At 65.9% G+C, this 18,431-nt stretch carries 19 protein-coding genes and 1 pseudogene; 10 read left to right on the top strand and 10 right to left on the bottom strand.

Features of this window, described 5'->3' with window-relative positions; genetic code table 11:
* Positions 1-62 precede the first annotated feature (62 nt).
* Complete coding sequence (locus H9K76_RS00225; RefSeq protein WP_187597626.1) at positions 63-791, bottom strand: TorF family putative porin; 729 nt, start codon at positions 789-791, stop codon at positions 63-65.
* A gap of 220 nt (positions 792-1,011) precedes the next feature.
* On the opposite strand from H9K76_RS00225, the gene H9K76_RS00220 reads away from it, so the two are divergent.
* Positions 1,012-2,580: a YifB family Mg chelatase-like AAA ATPase gene (locus tag H9K76_RS00220; RefSeq protein ID WP_187597625.1), complete on the top strand. Its 1,569-nt coding sequence runs from the start codon at positions 1,012-1,014 to the stop codon at positions 2,578-2,580.
* A 46-nt stretch (positions 2,581-2,626) separates the two neighbouring features.
* On the opposite strand, the gene H9K76_RS00215 is transcribed toward H9K76_RS00220, so the two are convergent.
* Positions 2,627-3,862: an ABC transporter substrate-binding protein gene (locus tag H9K76_RS00215; RefSeq protein ID WP_187597624.1), complete on the bottom strand. Its 1,236-nt coding sequence runs from the start codon at positions 3,860-3,862 to the stop codon at positions 2,627-2,629.
* Positions 3,863-4,082: 220 nt separating this feature from the next.
* On the opposite strand from H9K76_RS00215, the gene H9K76_RS00210 reads away from it, so the two are divergent.
* Positions 4,083-4,856, top strand: a complete 774-nt coding sequence (locus H9K76_RS00210; protein WP_187597623.1) for a ferredoxin--NADP reductase — start codon at positions 4,083-4,085, stop codon at positions 4,854-4,856.
* 39 nt (positions 4,857-4,895) lie between these two features.
* On the opposite strand, the gene H9K76_RS00205 is transcribed toward H9K76_RS00210, so the two are convergent.
* Entirely contained in the window at positions 4,896-5,342 is a 447-nt protein-coding gene (locus H9K76_RS00205; protein ID WP_187597622.1) for a hypothetical protein, read from the bottom strand.
* Positions 5,343-5,470: 128 nt separating this feature from the next.
* Positions 5,471-6,412, bottom strand: coding sequence for a YihY/virulence factor BrkB family protein (locus tag H9K76_RS00200; protein ID WP_187597621.1), 942 nt, complete (start codon positions 6,410-6,412; stop codon positions 5,471-5,473).
* A 122-nt stretch (positions 6,413-6,534) separates the two neighbouring features.
* On the opposite strand from H9K76_RS00200, the gene H9K76_RS00195 reads away from it, so the two are divergent.
* Positions 6,535-7,062, top strand: coding sequence for a shikimate kinase (locus tag H9K76_RS00195; protein ID WP_187597620.1), 528 nt, complete (start codon positions 6,535-6,537; stop codon positions 7,060-7,062).
* Positions 7,063-7,080: 18 nt separating this feature from the next.
* On the opposite strand, the gene H9K76_RS00190 is transcribed toward H9K76_RS00195, so the two are convergent.
* Positions 7,081-7,983, bottom strand: coding sequence for a LysR substrate-binding domain-containing protein (locus H9K76_RS00190; protein ID WP_187597619.1), 903 nt, complete (start codon positions 7,981-7,983; stop codon positions 7,081-7,083).
* A gap of 121 nt (positions 7,984-8,104) precedes the next feature.
* Between H9K76_RS00190 and H9K76_RS00185 the strand changes: the two genes are divergently transcribed.
* The 3 genes from H9K76_RS00185 (at position 8,105) to H9K76_RS00175 (ending at position 9,858) form a co-directional block, all read left to right on the top strand.
* Positions 8,105-8,569 (top strand): SEL1-like repeat protein, encoded by a 465-nt coding sequence (locus H9K76_RS00185; RefSeq protein ID WP_246475218.1) that lies wholly within the window; start codon positions 8,105-8,107, stop codon positions 8,567-8,569.
* A gap of 6 nt (positions 8,570-8,575) precedes the next feature.
* Positions 8,576-9,226: a pseudouridine synthase gene (locus H9K76_RS00180; protein WP_187597618.1), complete on the top strand. Its 651-nt coding sequence runs from the start codon at positions 8,576-8,578 to the stop codon at positions 9,224-9,226.
* Positions 9,227-9,327: 101 nt separating this feature from the next.
* A complete protein-coding gene (locus tag H9K76_RS00175; RefSeq protein WP_187597617.1) occupies positions 9,328-9,858 on the top strand; it encodes a DsbA family protein in 531 nt (176 codons plus the stop codon).
* A 19-nt stretch (positions 9,859-9,877) separates the two neighbouring features.
* On the opposite strand, the gene H9K76_RS00170 is transcribed toward H9K76_RS00175, so the two are convergent.
* From H9K76_RS00170 to H9K76_RS00160, 3 genes are all read right to left on the bottom strand, one after another.
* Positions 9,878-10,777 carry a LysR family transcriptional regulator gene (locus tag H9K76_RS00170; protein ID WP_187597616.1) on the bottom strand — a complete coding sequence of 300 codons (900 nt, stop codon included), beginning with the start codon at positions 10,775-10,777 and terminating at the stop codon, positions 9,878-9,880.
* A gap of 74 nt (positions 10,778-10,851) precedes the next feature.
* Entirely contained in the window at positions 10,852-12,459 is a 1,608-nt protein-coding gene (locus H9K76_RS00165; RefSeq protein WP_187597615.1) for a DUF3482 domain-containing protein, read from the bottom strand.
* 94 nt (positions 12,460-12,553) lie between these two features.
* Complete coding sequence (locus H9K76_RS00160) at positions 12,554-14,041, bottom strand: DUF2868 domain-containing protein (protein WP_187597614.1); 1,488 nt, start codon at positions 14,039-14,041, stop codon at positions 12,554-12,556.
* A gap of 315 nt (positions 14,042-14,356) precedes the next feature.
* Between H9K76_RS00160 and H9K76_RS00155 the strand changes: the two genes are divergently transcribed.
* From H9K76_RS00155 to H9K76_RS00145, 3 genes and pseudogenes are all read left to right on the top strand, one after another.
* The gene (locus H9K76_RS00155; protein WP_187597613.1) at positions 14,357-15,376 is read left to right on the top strand and encodes a LysR family transcriptional regulator; all 1,020 of its coding nucleotides are present in this window, start codon (positions 14,357-14,359) and stop codon (positions 15,374-15,376) included.
* Complete coding sequence (locus H9K76_RS00150) at positions 15,373-16,854, top strand: flavin-containing monooxygenase (RefSeq protein ID WP_187597612.1); 1,482 nt, start codon at positions 15,373-15,375, stop codon at positions 16,852-16,854. The genes H9K76_RS00155 and H9K76_RS00150 overlap by 4 nt, the downstream gene beginning before the upstream one ends.
* Positions 16,851-17,405 (top strand): annotated as a pseudogene (locus H9K76_RS00145) (ABC transporter permease); the annotation flags it as partial. The gene H9K76_RS00150 and the pseudogene H9K76_RS00145, both read left to right, overlap by 4 nt.
* Here H9K76_RS00145 and H9K76_RS00140 read toward each other — a convergent pair.
* Positions 17,389-17,652 carry a hypothetical protein gene (locus H9K76_RS00140; protein WP_187596514.1) on the bottom strand — a complete coding sequence of 88 codons (264 nt, stop codon included), beginning with the start codon at positions 17,650-17,652 and terminating at the stop codon, positions 17,389-17,391. The pseudogene H9K76_RS00145 and the gene H9K76_RS00140 overlap by 17 nt on opposite strands.
* A gap of 92 nt (positions 17,653-17,744) precedes the next feature.
* Positions 17,745-18,056: a hypothetical protein gene (locus H9K76_RS00135; RefSeq protein WP_187596515.1), complete on the bottom strand. Its 312-nt coding sequence runs from the start codon at positions 18,054-18,056 to the stop codon at positions 17,745-17,747.
* Positions 18,057-18,113: 57 nt separating this feature from the next.
* Here H9K76_RS00135 and H9K76_RS00130 point away from each other — a divergent pair, with 57 nt between their 5' ends.
* Positions 18,114-18,431 (top strand): single-stranded DNA-binding protein, encoded by a 318-nt coding sequence (locus H9K76_RS00130; protein ID WP_187596516.1) that lies wholly within the window; start codon positions 18,114-18,116, stop codon positions 18,429-18,431.

The following is an 18,431-nucleotide window of genomic DNA, read 5'->3' as shown; positions in this document are numbered from 1 at the left end:
GTCCTCCGAAACGGGCGCTGCGGGCGCCCTCTGAATTGAAATGGATGGGGGTGTAAGGGTGATTACAGGGTCTTGCTGATGGAGACGATCAGGCGGGCCTTGTTGGCGTCACCGAAGTAGCCCTTCTTGGTCGCTCCCTGGATCGCGCCATTGAGCACGAGTCCCCCGCCGAAGTCATACGCCGCGCCCACGCTGTAGTCGACATAGTTGGGCACGCCCAGGTCCTTGATGTCGCCCGCGAAGCGCGTGTAGCCCACGGCGGCCTTGAGCGTCGTGTTCGGTGCGATCTCCTGCGCCAGCGCCACGTTCAGGTAACCGGTGTTGCGCCCGGACAGGCTGGAGTGCTTTGCGCCGGCCCACCCGAAGTAGTCATCCGACACCGTGTGCGAGTACTTCACGGTGACAGGGCCATAGGTGCCCGCACCGTAGAGCTCGGTCGTGTTGCCGTTCGAGTTGCCGGGGTACACGTAGGTCAGCACGCCCACGTCCCAGTCGAGATTGGCGGCCTTGAATTTGTAGCCGCCGTAGAAGTCCATCTCGATGGAATTGCCCGAAAGCCAGTCGACGCTGGAGTTCCAGTTGCCGACATAGAAACCGCTTTCGCCGAACGTGTAGTCGAATCCGCCCTGGATCGCGGGATTCACGGCCTTGACGCGGTTGACGTCCTGGTCCTGCCCGCGGAACTTGTAGTTGCTGGTCAGGGCCACGTTGGCCGTGAGCTGGGCATGCGCCCATACGGGTGCTGCGGCGACCAGTGCGACAAGCAGGGGCTTCAGGGATACGCGATACATGGGGATCCTCCGGAAATGCAAGTGATGAAATCGGCTGTTGACCCTTCAAAGCACGGACCGTGCCATGTCAAGAAATGTGTGTTTCTTCATGCATTGGTCACCGTCCCCATTGATTTCGCGCAGCGGTTGCGATTCATGAATGTCGAGATGCACCGTTTTGGTGCCAGAGTGGCGGGTTTCGCTTTCCAAACTGCGCACCTGGCTGGGGAGAAATGCCGCAATGAGTCTCGCTTTAGTGCAAAGCCGCGCCCTGACGGGCCTCGCGGCCATGCCGGTCACCGTCGAAGTGCATCTGGCCAACGGATTGCCCAGCTTCACATTGGTGGGCCTGGCGGATGTGGAGGTGAAGGAGGCGCGCGAACGGGTGCGCTCCGCGCTGCAGAACGCCGGCCTGGAGTTCCCCGCGAACAAGAAGATCACGGTGAACCTGGCACCCGCCGACCTGCCCAAGGACTCCGGGCGCTTCGACCTGCCGATCGCCCTGGGCATCCTCGCGGCCAGTGGCCAGATCGATGCGGCGCGGTTCGCAGGCTATGAATTCGCGGGGGAACTGTCGCTGTCGGGTGCGCTCCGGCCGGTGCGCGGCGCACTGGCCACCAGCCTGGCGATACGCTCCCAGTCGCGTCACGGGAGCGATCCGCGCCAGGTGCTGCCGCCGGGCAGCGCCGAGGAGGCGGCCCTCGTGCCCAACGCGCAGATCTACCGCGCCGCCCATCTGCTGGACGTGGTGCGTCATTTCCTTCCCCAGGAAGTGCGCGAGCAACTGCCGCAGGAACAGGGCGACCCCGAGAGCGGCCTGCAACTGCTCGCACCGCAGGAGCGCCATGCCCACGCGAGCCTCCCCGATCTGGCCGACGTGAAGGGCCAGGTTGCCGCCAAGCGCGCCCTGGAGATCGCCGCTGCCGGCATGCACTGCCTGCTGCTGGTAGGGCCTCCGGGATCGGGCAAGTCGATGCTGGCCCAGCGCTTTGCGGGCCTGCTTCCCCCCATGTCGGAACAACAGGCCCTCGAGAGCGCAGCCATCGCCAGCCTGGCCGGCCGGTTCCGGCCCGAGGAATGGATGCAGCGGCGCACCAGCCATCCACACCATACCTGCAGCGCGGTGGCCCTGGTCGGAGGGGGCTCGCCCCCGAAGCCCGGCGAGATCTCGCTGGCGCACGAGGGCGTTCTGTTCCTGGACGAATTTCCCGAGTTCTCGCGCAGTGCGCTCGAGGCGCTGCGCGAGCCCCTGGAGACCGGAAGCATCACCATCTCGCGCGCGGCACAGCGCGCGGAGTATCCTGCCCGCTTCACCCTCATTGCCGCGATGAACCCCTGCCCGTGCGGCCATCTCGGCTCGGGACAGCGTGCGTGCCGCTGCTCACCCGAGCAGATTGCGCGCTACCAGGGGAAACTCAGCGGCCCGTTGCTCGATCGCATCGACCTGCATGTCGAGGTGCCCGCGCTGCCCGCCGAGGAGTTGCTGCATGCCGCCCCCGGCGAGAGCACCGCCGCGATCCGCGAGCGCGTCGTGCGTGCGGCCGGACGTGCCATCGCACGCCAGGGCTGCGCCAACCAGCGGCTGCAGGGGCGCGACATCGACACCCATGCCGCGCTTGATCCCGCGGCAACCCAATTCCTGCAGACGGCCTCGGTGCGACTCGGCTGGTCGGCACGCAGCACCCATCGCGCGCTCAAGGTGGCCCGCACGATCGCCGACCTCGCGGATTGCGACAGCGTGCGCGCGGAACACGTCGCCGAGGCGATGCAATACCGGCGCGGGCTGATGGGCGGGGGCCGCAAGTCCTAGATCGTCTTGATGATCCCCGTTGACGTTGACAGTCGCTGCGGTGAACTCACTGCGCCGAGGCAGGCCGCAGCTTCTTCACTTCTTCGTCGCTCGGCTGGTAGTCCTTGCCGTCGGCATAGTGGTAGTTCACGAGCACACCGCGCCCAAGCTTCTGGTCATAGGCGGTCTTGCCGATGTAGGCACCCATGGTGGACTGGTGGTCCTGTGCACGGTAGGTGATGCGGCCGAACGGCGTTTCCACCTCCAGCCCCTTGAAGGCTGCCACCAGCCTGTCGGTATCGGCACTGCCACCGGTCTTGCGCAGTCCCGCCGCGATGGACCGGATGGCGTTGTAGCCGACGATGGTCCCAAGGCGCGGGTAGTCCTTGAACCGTGCCTGGTAGGCCTTGAGGAAGGCCTCGTGCTCCGGTGTCTTGATCGAATACCAGGGATAGCCCGTCGCTGTCCAGCCCACGGGTGCCTCTTTCTTGAGCGGATCGAGATATTCCGGCTCGGCGGTCAGCAAACCCACCACCTCACGCCCCTTGAAAAGCCCCCGCGTGTTGCCTTCACGCACGAACTTGCCGAGATCTGCAGCGAACAGCACATTGAAGATCGCATCGGGCTTGGAGTCGGCCAGGGCTTGCACGACGCTCCCGGCATCCACCTTGCCCAGCGGAGGGGCCTGTTCGGCGACGAATTCGATGTCCGGCTGGCGTTCCTTCATGAGCTTCTTGAAGGTGGCCGCCGCCGACTGTCCGTATTCATAGTTGGGATAGACAATTGCCCAACGCTTCTTTTGGAGCTTGGCCGCCTCGGGAACCAGCATCGCCACCTGCATATAGGTGGAGGCGCGCAGGCGGAAGGTGTAGGGGTTGCCCTCGGCCCAGACGACCTTGTCGGTCAACGTCTCGGAAGCCAGGAAGAAACGCTGCTTCTGCTTTGCATAATCGGTCAACGCGAGGCCAACGTGCGATAAAAAGCTTCCCGTGAGCACGTCGATCTTCTCGCGGGTATACAGTTCCTCGGCCGCGCGCACGGCATCCCCGGGGCTCGCGTTGTCGTCGCGGATGACGAGTTCGAGCTTCTTGCCCGCAATGCCGCCCGCCTGGTTGACCTGCTCGACGGCCAGTTCCATGCCCTTCCTGTAGGGCTCAAGGAACGCCGGCTGGGCCTTGTAGCTGTTGATTTCGCCGATCTTGATGACCTCGGCCGACCAGGAGGAGGTGGCCGCCACGCAGGCCGCCAGCGGCAGGGAGCAGCGCAGGAATGTCCGTGAGAATGTCCGTGGAATAGCCCGCATCGTTATTCACCTTATCACTAATTCATCTCAAGAGATGGCCCTGGAATGTACCCGGAAGTTGGTAATTGCTCGAAAATATCAAATCTTCATGGCGTTGATTGAGTTCAACGGATAGCCAGGCACAGGCGCCAGTCGCCCTCCCCGCCCTCCGGTCCTTCAGCGCTCCCTATGGGCAGGCATTGTTTTTTCCTGCCTTGTTTGTTTTCCGATTTCAACGAACATGAGTGCATTTCTCGAAGAACGTGTCCTGTCCGTTCACCACTGGACGGACCGCCTTTTCTCCTTCACCACCACGCGCGACACCTCGCTGCGATTCTCCAACGGCCACTTCACCATGATCGGCCTGAAGGTGGACGGCAAGAACCTGCTGCGCGCCTACTCCATCGCGAGCCCCAACTACGAGGAACACCTCGAGTTCCTGTCGATCAAGGTGCCCGATGGCCCGCTCACGTCGAAGCTGCAGAACATCCAGGTGGGCGACACCATCATCGTCGGCAAGAAGCCCACGGGCACGCTGCTGATCGACTACCTGCTGCCCGGCAAGAACCTGTACCTGATCGGCACCGGCACGGGCCTGGCCCCGTGGCTGGCGGTGGCGCGCGACCCCGAGTCGTACGAGAAGTTCGAGAAGATCGTGGTCGTGCACGGCGTGCGCCACACCAACGAACTGGCCTACCAGGACATGTTCGAGAAAGAACTGCCCGAGCACGAATTCCTCGGCGAGATCGTCAAGGACAAGCTGGTCTATTACCCCACGGTCACGCGTGAACCGTTCCGCAACCACGGCCGCATCTCCACGCAGATCAACGAAGGCAAGTTCCCGCAGAACATCGGCCTGCCCGACCTGAACCCCGAGACGGATCGCGTGATGCTGTGCGGCAGCCCCGCGATGCTGAACGAGCTCAAGGAACTGCTGGAAAAGCGCGGCTTCAAGGAAGGCAACACCACCACGCCCGGCGATTTTGTCGTCGAGCGTGCGTTCGTGGAGAAGTGATTCGCGGCGGACAGGCCTCCCCTACCAGGGAGGTGCTGTTCAGTAGTTGCGCGTCGTGCGCATGCCCTGCACCACGGCGACCGAACGGCGTGCCTGCGATGCGTGCTGCGCTCCCGGCAGGTTGCCTGGCGATTCGACGGGCGACAACAGCCGCAGGCCATCGTTGCCGCGGTGCATGTCCAGGCCTCCCCAATACGGGCTCGGCTGGCTTGGTTGCACCTGGGCTGCACCTTGCGCCACGCCGGCGGGGCGCGCAGGCCAGGGAGCCGCTGCCGCGGTGGGTGAGGACAATCCCGGCAGCAGCAGCCAGATGCCCGCCAGTGCCACGGCGCAAAGCACCAGCGCAGCCATCGTCGCCCACAGCCATGCCGTGGACCATCCTGCGGACGGTTCCTGGAGCACTTCAGGGGTGGGATTGGGAATGGATTCCATGCAGCCGCGATTCTTGCCAGATTCCTGCGTCCGCGACAGCGTGTAAACACGCATGCGCCGCCGCTCCTGGCAATAGATGAAACATTGGCGCGAAGATTAACTGGTCTACTGCGTCAATCGCATGACAGGTGTTGTAAACACCGTAAGCACACGTATATCGATGTTCCCGCCTCTCCACGGGCTCAACCGGCCTGTCCGGCCGGTTGCACCGCCAGCCCGAAGTCGGTGAGCTTGCCCTGGTGTTCCTCGTCGCGCGCCTTGGCGCAACTGGCCGCGAACAGCAACACCGCGGAGGAGAAATACATCCACATCAGCAGCACGACCAGCGATCCCGCGGCACCGTATGCGGACACCACGGCTGCCGTGGAAAGATAGAAGGCCAGTGCCTGCTTGCCCGCCGTGAACAGGATGGCGCCGACGAACGCGCCGAACACGAGGCAGCGCATGGGCGGTGCCTGCGGCCCGCCGATGCGCATCATGCCGATGAACAGCAGCATCGCGACACCGAAGGCGATCAGTTCGTTGATCGCCTGCAGCAGCAGGCCCGAGCCGAACGGCAGCCACGATCCGGCCCAAGTCGCGATCATCTTGATGGCGGTGGACACCACCAGCGAGATCAGCAGCAGGAAACCGATGGCCAGCACATAGGCCAGCCCCCGCAGGCGCAGCGACGCCATGTTCCACCAGGCCGGCCGGTCCATCCTCTCGGGCTCCTTGCCGTCGTTCCAGAGCTTCTGCAGCGACGATTGCAGCTCGACGAACACGCCCGTTGCTCCCGAAAGCAGCAGCACGAAACCCGCGATCGAGGCGATCCAGCCCTCGGACGGCTTGCGCGCGCTGGTCAGGGCCATGCGGATCACCTCCGCGCCGCGATCACCCACGACGGAACGCACCTGCGCGAGGAGATTGGATTCGAGATAGGCCTGGTCGATCCACCATCCCAGCACGCCCACCAGCACCAGCAGCAGCGGGGCGAGGCTCAGCATTCCGTAGAAGGACATCGCGGCGCTCATGCGCAGCCCTTCGGCGTCGAGCCACAGTTTCACGGCCCGGATCAGCGGCGCGATCACAGCGAGCAGCGGCTTGCATGCATCCAGAAAACGTTGCGTGACGGACAAACTCATGCGGCCATTGTCGCGGCTGCCCGAGAGCGGCTTTGTCAGTCCATGCCGACAACGCCTATACACTCGGCAGTCCACACCATTCACTTCAACGCACCCCCCGCCCGTCACAGGACATTCAATTCATGCGCAAGCGCTGCTCGTTGGTCGGCATGCCCGGCTCCGGAAAATCCACCGTTGGACGCCAACTTGCGCGCCGCCTGAATGTGCCGTTCATCGACCTGGACCAGCGCCTGGAGGAGGTTCTCGGAGCCACCATACGCCAGTATTTCGAAGAGCGCGGGGAAGAGGCCTTCCGCGAACGCGAGGCGCAGTTGCTGGCCGAGCTCACTGCCGCGCCCGGCGACATGATCCTCTCGACCGGCGGCGGGGCCGTGCTGCGCGAGGACAACCGCACGCGCCTGCTGGCCGGCGGCGGCAGCGTGATGTACCTGCGCGCCACGCCCGACGAGATCTACAAGCGCATCCGCCACGACAAGACCCGCCCCCTGCTGCAGGTGGCCAATCCGCTGCAGCGCCTGCGCGAGCTCTACGCCACGCGTGATCCGCTGTACCGCGCAGCGTCGCACTATGTGATCGAGACCGGGCGGCCGACGGTGAACACCCTGGTCAACATGATCGTGATGCAGCTGGAGATGGACCCGCAGGCCTAGCAGGGCCTCGCGGGGACTCTATCCGCCCTGCGCCCCCAAGTGGGCCAGCAGGCTTTGCATCGGAGCCGACAGGCCCGCCCAGTCGCGAAAGCACAGGCACAGGTGGCGCTGGGCCCAATCGTCCGTCAGCGCGATGATCTGGAACGGATTGCGCCGCCGGTAGCGCCGCGCCACGCCGATCGGCACGATGCCGATCCCAATGCCGTGCGACACCATCTCGCACAGCCCCTCGAATGTCTTCATGCGGATGCGCAGCGACAGCTCGCGCCCCGCCGCACCGGCGTGCTGGGCGATATGGTCCTGCAGCGCGTTGCCGCTGGCGAGGCCCACGAACTCTTCGCTCAGCACCGAATGGAAGTCCAGCGTCTGCGTGCCGCGCCGGACCAGGCGGTGCGACATCGGGGCGATCAGCACGAGATGGTCCTTCACCACGGGCTGGATCTGGATGTCGTGCCCGCTGCGCCGGACCACGTCGGAGACGATGCCGGCCTCGATCAGTCCCGCCGCGATTCCGCTCGCGATCTCCGAGCTCGTGCGCTCCTTGAGCTCCACGCGCAGACGCGGGCGCTCTGCAAGCCATGGCGCCAGCTTGCGCGGCAGGTATTCGGTGAGGGCGACGGTGCTGGCATAGAACGCGAGCGTGCCGCGCGCGCCGCTCGCATAGTCGCGCAGTTCGTCACGCATCAGGCTCTGCTGCTGCAGGATCAGGCGCGCGTGGTGGGCCAGCGCTTCGCCGGCCTCGGTGGTGACCACGCCGCGCGGCTTGCGCTCGAGCAACGCCACGCCGGCGTCCTCCTCGATGCTGCGCAGGCGCTCGCTCGCCGACGCCAATGCCAGATGGGCGCGTGCCGCGCCCTGGGTGATGCTGCCTGCATCCACCACGCTGAGAAAGAGTCGCAGATCGGCCAGATCGAGGCGCATGGTGCTGTGCCTTCGGCTGATCCGAAGGATGATGGGAAACAACCGCATTGTGCCAAGCGCCGCGCTCCGGTTCAATCCATCACCATCAGATTCACCCCGCCGGACACCCAAGGAGGCCGCCATGGCACACATGCATTCCACCACCGCCCGCGCAATGGCCGAAGCCGCAGCGCACCCCACGGGGCCGCACCTCGTTCTCGTGGTGCTGTGCATCGTGCTGGCACTCACGCGTGGCGTCTCGCTCCTCGGTGACGCCAACGCCTCCACCGGTACCGCCGCGCCGCTGCACACGCCCGAGCAGGTCTACCAGATGGCCCTGGAAGCCCGCACCGAGCGCGACTACCCGGCCATGCTCGCGCTGCTGCGCGAGGCAGGCAACGCGGGGGACCTGCGCGCGCAGGAACTCCTCGCCAGCACCCTGCTCGCGGGACCGGCGCTGCACGGCGGCGCGGTGGCAGGCGACGCCTGCGAGGCTGCGATGTGGGCGCGCAGGGCCGCCGAGCAAGGCAGCGCCGTCGCCAGGCACCAGCTGATGATGCTCAACGGCCCTCATAATGCGGGGCTCGGCTGCGCACCGACCCACTGATCCACCATGACCTTCTCCCCCCGCAAGCCCACGCTGCACCGCACTCCCTCCCGCCGGCGCGACAACGCCGACCAGCCCCGGGAGCGCGCCGAACGCAGCGGGCCGACGCGGCTGCTCTGCTTCAACAAGCCCTATGGCGTGCTCAGCCAGTTCACGCCGGAAGGCCGCTGGCGCGGGCTGAAGGACTTCATCGACGTGCCCGGCGTATACGTGGCCGGCCGCCTCGATGCCGACAGCGAGGGCCTGCTGCTGCTCACCAACGACGGGCTGCTGCAGGCACATATCTCCAGCCCGAAATTCAAGATGGAGAAGACCTACCTCATCCAGGTGGAGGGCATTCCCGATGACGCCGCGCTGCAGCGCCTGCGCGACGGCGTGACGCTCAACGACGGGCCGACCCTGCCTGCGCGGGCGCGCCGCATCGACGCACCCGGATGGCTGTGGCAGCGCGACCCGCCGATCCGCGTGCGGCAGAACATTCCCGATTGCTGGATCGAGCTCGTCATCCGCGAAGGCCGCAACCGCCAGGTGCGGCGCATGACGGCGGCCATCGGCCATCCCACTCTGCGGCTGATTCGTGCCGCGATCGGTCCCTATTCCATCGAGGGAGTCGAGCCGGGCCAGTGGGTCGATGCAGAGCCGCCTGAAACAGTTTGATCTCAAGGCCTTTGCTGACATCGGCAGGCCATGATGGACGCCTATCGTGCGGCGAGAGCGTGCCCGCCATGACGCACGCATCACCCACAGGAGCCCATCCCATGCCCGACCTCCATCCCGCACCCGGCAACAGCGATCACATACAGGGCGATCTGGCCGCGCCCATTGTCCTGGTCGAATATGGCGACTACCAGTGCCCGTACTGCGCCAAAGCCTATGCGGTGGTGAAAAGGGTGCAGGAGCGCTTCGGCAGGGACGTGTGCTTCGTGTTCCGGAATTTTCCGCTGTCCATGCATCCCCAGGCGCAGAACGCCGCGGTCGTGGCGGAATTTGCCGCGCAGCACGGCAAGTTCTGGGAAGCGCACGACGCGCTGTACGAAAACCAGGCCTCGCTGGGGGCACCGCTGTATGCGCAACTGGTGCAGTCCCTGGGCCTCTCGACTGCGGAGCTGGACAAGGCCCTGCAGACCGATGCCTTCGAGCCGCACATCCGTGCCGACATCGAGAGCGGCCGCAGGAGCGGCGTCAGCGGCACGCCCGCGTTCTACGTGAATGGCGAGAAATTCCAGACGCCCGACGGCTTCAACGATCTGCCGGCGGTGATCGAGGAAATGCTCCGGCCCACGCGTTGACCGGCGGTTCAGCCCCAGCTCAGCCAAATGGCGCCTTCCCCAGCGCCCGCACCACATAGTCCACGAAGCACGTGATGCGCGAAGCCAGCGCCGTGTTGCGGTAGTAGACCGCGCTGATGGGCTGGCGCACATCGAGCGTATGGCGGGGAAAGAGCTGCACGAGGCGGCCGCTCTGCCGGTCGCCCTGGGTCATGAAATCCGAGAGGCAGACGATGCCGAGATCCGCGAGCGCCATGTGGCGCAGCGTCTCCCCGCTCGACGATGCCATCGACGGTGTGATGCGCAGTGCGTCCCCCACCTTGTCCCGCACGGGCCAGTCGTTCAGCGATTCCGGCTGGGTGAAACCCAGGAGCACATGCGCCGCGAGGTCGGTCGGCGTGGCGGGCGTGCCATGGCGCTCGAGATAGGCCGGGCTCGCCAGCACGCGGATGCGGCTGGTGCCCACGGGGCGCGCATGCAGCGTCGAATCCTTGAGCGCGCCGATGCGAAAGGCCACGTCCGTGCGCTTCTCGATCAGGTCGATGATGCCTTCGTTGGAGTTGAGTTCGAGCTGGACATCCGGGAACTCCGCGCGAAATCCCGCTATCAGCGGCACCAGCACGTGCAGCATGAACGGCGTGGCCGCATCCACGCGCAGGCGGCCGACGGGGCGCAGGCGGCGCGCGGCCATCTGCTCCTCGGCCGCATCCACCGAGGCAAGAATGGCGCGCGCATGCTTGAGGAAGTCCGCGCCCTCCTCGGTGAGCTCCAGCCGCCGCGTCGTGCGGCGCAGCAGCGTGGTCTGCAGCTTTTCCTCCAGCCGGCCGAGCGTGCGGCTGGTGGCCGAAATCGTCAGCCCCAGCAGCTCGGAGGCGGCCGTGATCGAGCCCGTGTCGACCACCGCCACGAAAGCCTGCAATTCATCGAGCGTGGTTTTCATATCCGCATCCCATGCAAAGGCATCGGCCGGGGGCCGGGTTCATCGCACAACGATGCAGCATGCAGCGCCGGCTCTCAGCGGGGGGAACCGACATGCGCCGGATAGAGCCGCGCCAGCACATCGCCCAGGCAACGCCCCAGCAGCCGCGCCGCCTCCTCCACCTGGGCTCCGGCCTGCGGGTCATCGGTGGCGCCGCCAGGTACCTCCCCCGCCTCCGCCGGGGCGGCACGAATCGCACCCCACAACGCAAGCCACTCGGCCCGATGACGCTCCATGGCGGCCTGCACCGCCTCGTTCCACGGCACAGGCGCCGAGGGCGCGCTGTAGCGCCCGCGCCCCCGGCCGAAATGCGAGATCACCACGTACTTGAGCAAGGCCTGCGACGCCAGTGCGTTCAGATAGTCGTCCGACAGCCGCAAGCGCTGCGACTCCTGGTCGAGCATCTTGTTCGCGCCCCAGGCTGCGCCCGCGAAAGTGACGGCGCCCACCAGGGCGCCGACCAGCGCACCGGCCCCCAGCGTCATGCCGCCGGCCACCAGATCCGCGCCCAGTCCGGTTGCCGCGCCCGCGGTGAGCGCCCCCCACAGGCCTGCGGCCTGCGGGTCGTTGGGCCTCGAGATGCTCAGGTCGCTCTTGAGCTGCTGCTGTATCCGGCTGGCGGCGTCGCCATCGAGCTGGTGCAGCTGCAACAGTTGCTGTGTCGAGCGCACATCGGCCTGCTGCAGCGTGGAGAACAGGCGCTTCATGGCCTCGCGCATTTCGGGCGACACATCCTCCTGCGCGGGCCGGAGCTTCTGCGAGATCGTGTGGACCGCACGGCCCCAGAGTCCCGACTTTTCCTGCTGGGGCGCTTCCTGCGCACGGGCGCAGGCCACCAGCTGTTCGGCCAGGGCGCGCAGGCTGGCCTCCTCCCGTGCCTGCTGTCGCCGCTCGCGCTCCGCCAGCAGGCGTTCGTAGGCGGGCAGCTTCCCGGGCGGCAACAGGGGCGCGATGCTCTGCAGCATCGTGCGTTCGTGCCACCAGCTGCGGGTGAAGGCATCGAGCACCAGCACATCATGCACCGTGCCGCTGAACGGCTGCACGGCCTCGCGCCAGCGCTGCAGGTCGGCGGCGGTCTGCTCCTGCGTCGTGTCGCTGCCGATCTGGTTGAGCAGAATGATCACCGGCTTGTTCATCCATTGCAGGATGCGCATCTCGGATTCCCAGTACCCCGCATCCGCCGGATCTTCCGCCGCATTCACCAGATACAGCATCACATCCGCATGGTCGCGCGCCGCCACCAGTGCGCGCTGGCTCATGTAGAACGGCTTGTCGCGCCAGCGGTCCCACACATTCGAGAGAAACCAGCCGAGCGGATTGCCCTGCTGCTTCAGGCGCTCGTACAGCCGCACCGAATCGCCGAAGCCGGGTGTATCCCAGAGCCACAATTGATCGCCGTGCGCGTCGCCCTGGAGCAGGTAGCGCTGCGACTGGCTGGTGACATGCGCCGCATCCTGGATCTCGCCCACGTCGTCGGCCAGCAGCGTGCGCGTGAGCGAGGTCTTGCCGATGTTGGTGTGGGAGAGCAGGCACCACTCGATCTGGCGGGATGGGTCGCCGGCGTCGGCAACGGCATGGCTTACCGCAGATCGTGCGATGTCAGGCTCAGGGGCAGGTGCAGTGTCTGGGGCGGGTTCGACCATGCGTGGAATTGAAACAGGGGATGGGTATCGAAGCTACCACTCTAACGCGTTGCCACAGATCGCCCCGGGACCGTGATGTCACGGAGCGGGCGCTCTATGGCACCCACACGGCGCCGAGGCCTGCGCCGCGCAGAAACTCCGACCACAGCTCCCGCCGCTCCTGCACCCGCCTGGGCGCACCGGAGTTGCGCTCGGTGAAGTCCTGCGTCCACAGCCAGACCGCAGCACCGCGGCCCCAGCGCTCGCGGGCGGTCTGCAGCAGTTCGCCGTGAATCTCTGCCTCCGGCGTGGCGGCCATGTTGATCAGCAGGACGGCCGCCGCGTCGTCTCCCTTGCCCGCAATCGCCGCGGCGGACGGCAGCTTTGCGCCATAGGCGAGCGCCGGCTCGATCACCAGATGGGCGCCCGCGCCGTACTGCGTGGCGATCCAGGCCTCGATCGCGGACCTGCGCTCCGTGGTGATGTCGAAGCTGTAGGGCAGCACATGCAAGGTGACCGCCAGGCCGCCAAAGTCGCGCTGCAGGTTCTGGAAATAGGGCTGTGCAAGCGGCAGGCGGACATGGCGATGCAGCCACCATGCGCGCACGCCCTGGTACAGCGCCAGCAGCAGCCGCGGGGCCACCACCAGCACGCCGAGCAGCGCCGTGTAGGCAATGACCCATTGCTCACCCTTGGAGGGGTGGATCATGCGCTCGGCAGGCGCAGGCACGGCGTTGTTGCTCACCCAGCCGCGCAGCGACTCGATCTCCGCCAGGGTCCACGGCGAAGCGGCGAACAGCCATTGCACCGGCGCGAAGATGAAGTTCAGCAGACGCTCCACGCTGGAGGGCGAGAGGAACGTGCTCTCCCAGCCCACCTGGTACTCGTTGGTCAGCCCCGTCATCCACAGCGACGCCAGCGCCCCGACGGCCATCATCGCCGCACCCAGATGCAGCCACAGCAGCCATTGGGCATGGCGCGCCCTGGCGCTGAGCTGCCACCAGTTGCGCTCGAAACCCAGGGCCATCCTGCGCAGGCTCCCGCCGCCACGACCACCAGCCATGGACATGCGCGCACGCAGCCTGTCACGCCAGCCACCGGTGGGCTCCATCGCGGCCGGCGATGCATTGGCCGGCTGCAGGACCACGGGCGCGGCATGCCCCCTGCGCAGCAGCGCCCGCACCGCGCTCACGAGCATGCCGGCGTAGACGAGCAGGTTCCACACGACAATGCCCAGCAGCGACGGCGTGAGCAGGTCGACGCGGTGCGGATCGGTGAAGCGGTGCATGCCGAAGCCGATGGCCAGCGCACCGGCCAACACCGCCAGCGGCACCCAGCGCGCCACGCCCGGGGCATGTTTCCACACCTGGCGGACGTCATCGGGCAGCGATGCCGCCGCGATGATGCGTTGCGCCCGCTGCTCGAGGAATTTCTGGAACTGCTCGCGGCTGGCGGCCCCTCCCGACGTATTCGGGTTGCCGATGGCATGCAGCGTGTCATGCGTGATGGCCGCGCAGCGGGCGGCATCGGGCAACGCGTCGTTGGGCGCGGCGGTTTCGATGGCATGGGCCAGAAGAATGTCGCGGGCAGAGCTCGATTTCATGCATTTGATGTTACCCGCTGAGCTGCGCGGTGCCTTTGCGGACAGAGGCGCCACCTCGCGCCGGGGAACCCTTCGGGATCTGTGGGCAATGCGCGAGGGACGCTTCCCGCCTCGCGCCACGGAGAGGATTGATCCGAGAAAAAACGCCAAACCGTCGGTAACCATCCGCTTCTTTCACCAACGTCCGTCAACTTCGAATCGCACGCCTTTTGCCATCGCTCACCCGATTTTTCGGGTTTTTACTTATGCATTTTTATTATTTGTGAATCACATTCTTAGTGATTCAGAATTTGCATTGAGCATAGTCAAAACACGATGGAACTTCGTCAACTGGAAGCCTTTGCGGCCGTCATGTCCACAGGCAGCGTCACCGCTGCCGGCCGGGTGCTGGGCCGTTCGCAGCCGGCCGTGACGCGCCTGGTGCAGGAGCTGGAGAGCGCGATCGGCTATCCGCTGTTCAGCCGCAACGGCCCGCGCGTGTCGCCCACCGAGCAGGCCTTCCTGTTGTTCGAGGATGTGGAACATGCGCTGCAGAGCCTGCAGCAGATCCGCCATCGTGCCCGTGAGATCGAGCATGGCGTGTCACGCCCGCTGCACGTGCTGGCCACGTCGGCGCTGGCCGCGGGCCTGATCCCCGCCGCGCTCGCCCTGCTGGACCAGCGCGGCGACAAGGCCGCCGCAGCCCAGATCCACCTGCGCAGCGCCTCGCCCGAGCGCGTGGCCCATGGCGTGCTGGCCGGCACGGCGCAGTTGGGCGTGACCAGCCTGCCGCTGGAGCACCGAGGGCTGCAGGTGCACTGGATCGCCGAGGCGCCCTGCGTGGCGGTGCTGCCCGAAGACGACCCGCTCGCGCAGCTTGACGTGGTGCCGCTCGCCGAACTTGCGCAGCGCCGCATGATCACGCTGGCCAATCCGTACCGCCTGATGGGCCGGCTCTCCGAAGCCTTTGCCGCGGCGACCCACGAAGAGCGCACGCGCCAGTTCATCAAGACCAATTCATCCGTCAACGCCATGGCCGCCGTACGCGCCGGACTGGGCGTTTCCGTGCTCGAACCCGTGACCGCGCTGGGGCTGCCGCTCGCCGGAGTCGCCGTGCGCGCGATCGACACCTCCATCCCCTTCCTGTTTGGCGTCGTCTCCCCGCAGACCCTGCCCATGACGCCCGCCATGGAAGGCCTGGTCAACGCGCTTGCGGATGCTGCGCAGGCCCTGGTGCCCGGCTTCGTGCGCCACGACGCCGCCAGGCACACAGAACTGCTCATGCAGCACGCCGTACCGCAGCGTGCCGCATCCCCTCATTTCCCCACCGAACAAGAAGAAGAGATTTTTCAATGACCCCCACCGTTGCGGCACCGCCGCAAGGCCTCGAACAACTCGAGGCGCGCCTGCGCCAGGACCTCGACTGGCTCGACCTGCCCGCCAGGAACTGGCTGCCCGACTCCGAAGTGGACGGCCAGCCCGTGCTTCCCGTCGCCATCATCGGCGGTGGCATGGGCGGCATGGCCACGTCCGCCGCGCTCAAGTTCCTGGGCGTCCAGGCACCCATCTTCGATCGCTCGCCCACCGGCTTCGAAGGCCCCTGGGCGACCACCGCGCGCATGGAGACGCTGCGCTCGCCCAAGACGCTCACCGGCCCCGCGCTCGGACAGCCCGCACTCACCTTCCGCGCCTGGTTCGAATCGCAGTTCGGCACCGAGGCGTGGGAAGCGCTCGACAAGATTCCGCGCCTGCAATGGATGGACTACCTGCGCTGGTACCGCAAGGCGCTCGATCTCGAGATCCACAACGAACACCGGCTGCTGTCCGTGCAGCCGCGCGGCGCTGACGGCGTGGTGCAGCTCGACATGCAGACGCCTGCCGGACCGCGCACGGTACTCGCGCGCCATGTGGTGCTCGCCACCGGCCGCGACGGCCTGGGCGGCGCCTGGGTACCGCCCGTGGCCGACAAGCTGCCGCGCGAGGTGTGGGCGCACTCGTCCGACGAGATGGACTACGCCATGCTCAAGGGCCGGCGCGTGGGCGTGGTGGGTGCGGGCGCATCCGCCATGGACAGCGCTGCCACGGCCCTCGAGCGCGGCGCGGCCAGCGTCGACCTGCTGATCCGCCGCGACGACATCCCGCGCGTCAACAAGGGCAAGGGCGCGGGCAGCCCCGGCCTCACGCATGGCCACCTGACGCTGCCCGACGCCTGGAAATGGAAGATCCGCCACTACATCAACGTGCAACAGGTGCCTCCGCCGCGCGGCAGCACGCTGCGCGTATCGCGCCATGACAACGCGCGCTTCAACCTGGGGACCCGGATCGAGGACCTGCAATGGGTGGACGGCGAGATCCGCGCGCTCACCAACAAGGGCGTGTTCCGCTTCGACTTCCTGATCTTCTCCACAGGCTTTCGCATCGACTGGAGCCAGCGCCCCGAGTTCGCCAGGCTCGCACCCCACGTGCGTGCATGGAAGGACCGCTTCACCCATCCAGAGGGCGAGGACGACCAGGAACTCGCCGACTCCCCGGACCTCGGCCCGGTGTTCGAGCTGCAGGAGAAGACGCCCGGTGAATGCCCGGGCCTCTCGCGCGTGCATGTGTTCTCCTACCCCGCAGCGCTCACGCAGGGCACGATCTCGGGCGACATTCCCGCCGTGAGCGTGGGAGCGCAGCGCATGGCCCAGGGCCTTGCGGGCACGCTGTACGCAGAAGACGTGCAGTGGCACTACGACAACCTGCAGACCTTCGAGGAGCCCGAGGTGTTCGGCGACGAATGGACGCCCGCCGAGCCGCCGTCCCAGGACGGACTGCCGCAGGATGCATCATCATGACCGGCTGGCTGCTGCGACGCCTCGCCCAGGCGGTCCTCGTGGTGCTGCTGATGACGGTGATCGTCTTCGTCGGCCTGCATGCCATCGGCAACCCGGTGGACATCCTGATCGGCCAGGACGTGGACCAGATCGAACGCGCGCGCATCATCGCCGAACTCGGACTGGACCAGCCCCTGTGGCGCCAGTACCTGGCGTTCGTGAACGGCGCGCTGCACGGCAACCTCGGCACGAGCTTCGTCTACAACGTGCCCGCGATCGAGCTGATCCTGCAGCGCCTGCCCGCCACGCTGGAGCTGGCCATCGCGGCGCTGATCCTGGCGACGCTGCTCGGCGTGCCGCTCGGGCTCTACGCGGGCCTCTACCCTGACAGCTGGTTCGCCAAGTCCATCATGGCCGGCAGCATCGTGGGCTTCTCGCTGCCCACGTTCTGGGTGGGCCTCATGCTTATCATGGCCTTCAGCGTCTCCCTGGGCTGGCTGCCGGCCAGCGGCCGCGGCGAGACGGTGCAGGTGCTCGGTGCGCAATGGTCGTTCCTCACAGCCTCCGCCATGAGTTGACAGCCCGCTGTAGTCTTGCTACGAGCGGGCTTTCTTTTTCTGCTTCCAGAGCGGCAATCGCCATCCAATGCTCTGGGTTCTCTCCTAATTCAATAGCAACGTTTCCCGCCAGGATTGGGCTTAGCCGTCCTTGTCGTTTTGCTACGTAAAACGCCTCCGGGGTTACGTTGAACTCGCGCGCCCATTGCGCAGGGCTCTTAATTTCTTGCGCTTTTGCCCAAAGTTCCATGGTTTTTTGCATCTGAGTACCTCTTAGGATAAGTGGGTTTTAGCATTTTTCGCTGGCGAATAAACAAAGAGATTCTTAGGCTAAGAATTTCTTATGAAAATCAGTTACTTTTCAGCGCGCATATCTGGCATCTGTGCTTTGGGTGCGTCGTCTTTTACAAGCTCCCACCTGAATCCATCTGGTGGCGCTCCTTTGTTGTTTGCGACTGGAAAGCGCGGAAGCGCATCGCGTATGCCATCACGAACGGCGGCGCGCGTGATCGAGTACGCAACCCAACAAACCACGATGAACGCGATCACGCTAATGCACAGATCGACGATCAGCGCGCGCATCCACATTTGCTCTATCTGCTCCATCACTTTGGAGTACTGGCTTAAATCCATTTCTTCTCCCTCTGCATTGGCCTGACGTTTCAAACGTTGGCCTTGCGTGCAGGGTCAACGTGTGCAACGTCGCACAGTCTAGGAGAAATCATGATTAAGGTATCGGTAAAGTCGACCGACGTCCGCAACCAAAGCGGCACCTCCAAGCAATCTGGCAAGCCCTACAGCCTCAATTTCCAGAACGTCTATTTCCACCTCGTGGACAAGAACGGCAACCCTGAGCCGTACCCCACGAAGGTCGAAATCATCCTGCCCACCAACTCCGAAGGTGCGGCGCTCTACTACCCAATCGGCGAGTACACCCTCGCGCCTGAATCGGTCTATGTGAGCCGCAACGGTGACATTGCCATGTCGCCGCGTTTGCGCGCGATCAAGTCCGCCCCCGCAGCTGCTGACGTCAAGGGCTGA

This window comes from Diaphorobacter ruginosibacter (assembly GCF_014395975.1).
In the GTDB taxonomy this organism is placed as follows: Bacteria; Pseudomonadota; Gammaproteobacteria; order Burkholderiales; family Burkholderiaceae_C; genus Diaphorobacter_A; species Diaphorobacter_A ruginosibacter.
The sequence above is the reverse complement of the archived record's forward strand: the minus strand, read 5'-3'. Positions and strand labels throughout refer to the sequence as shown.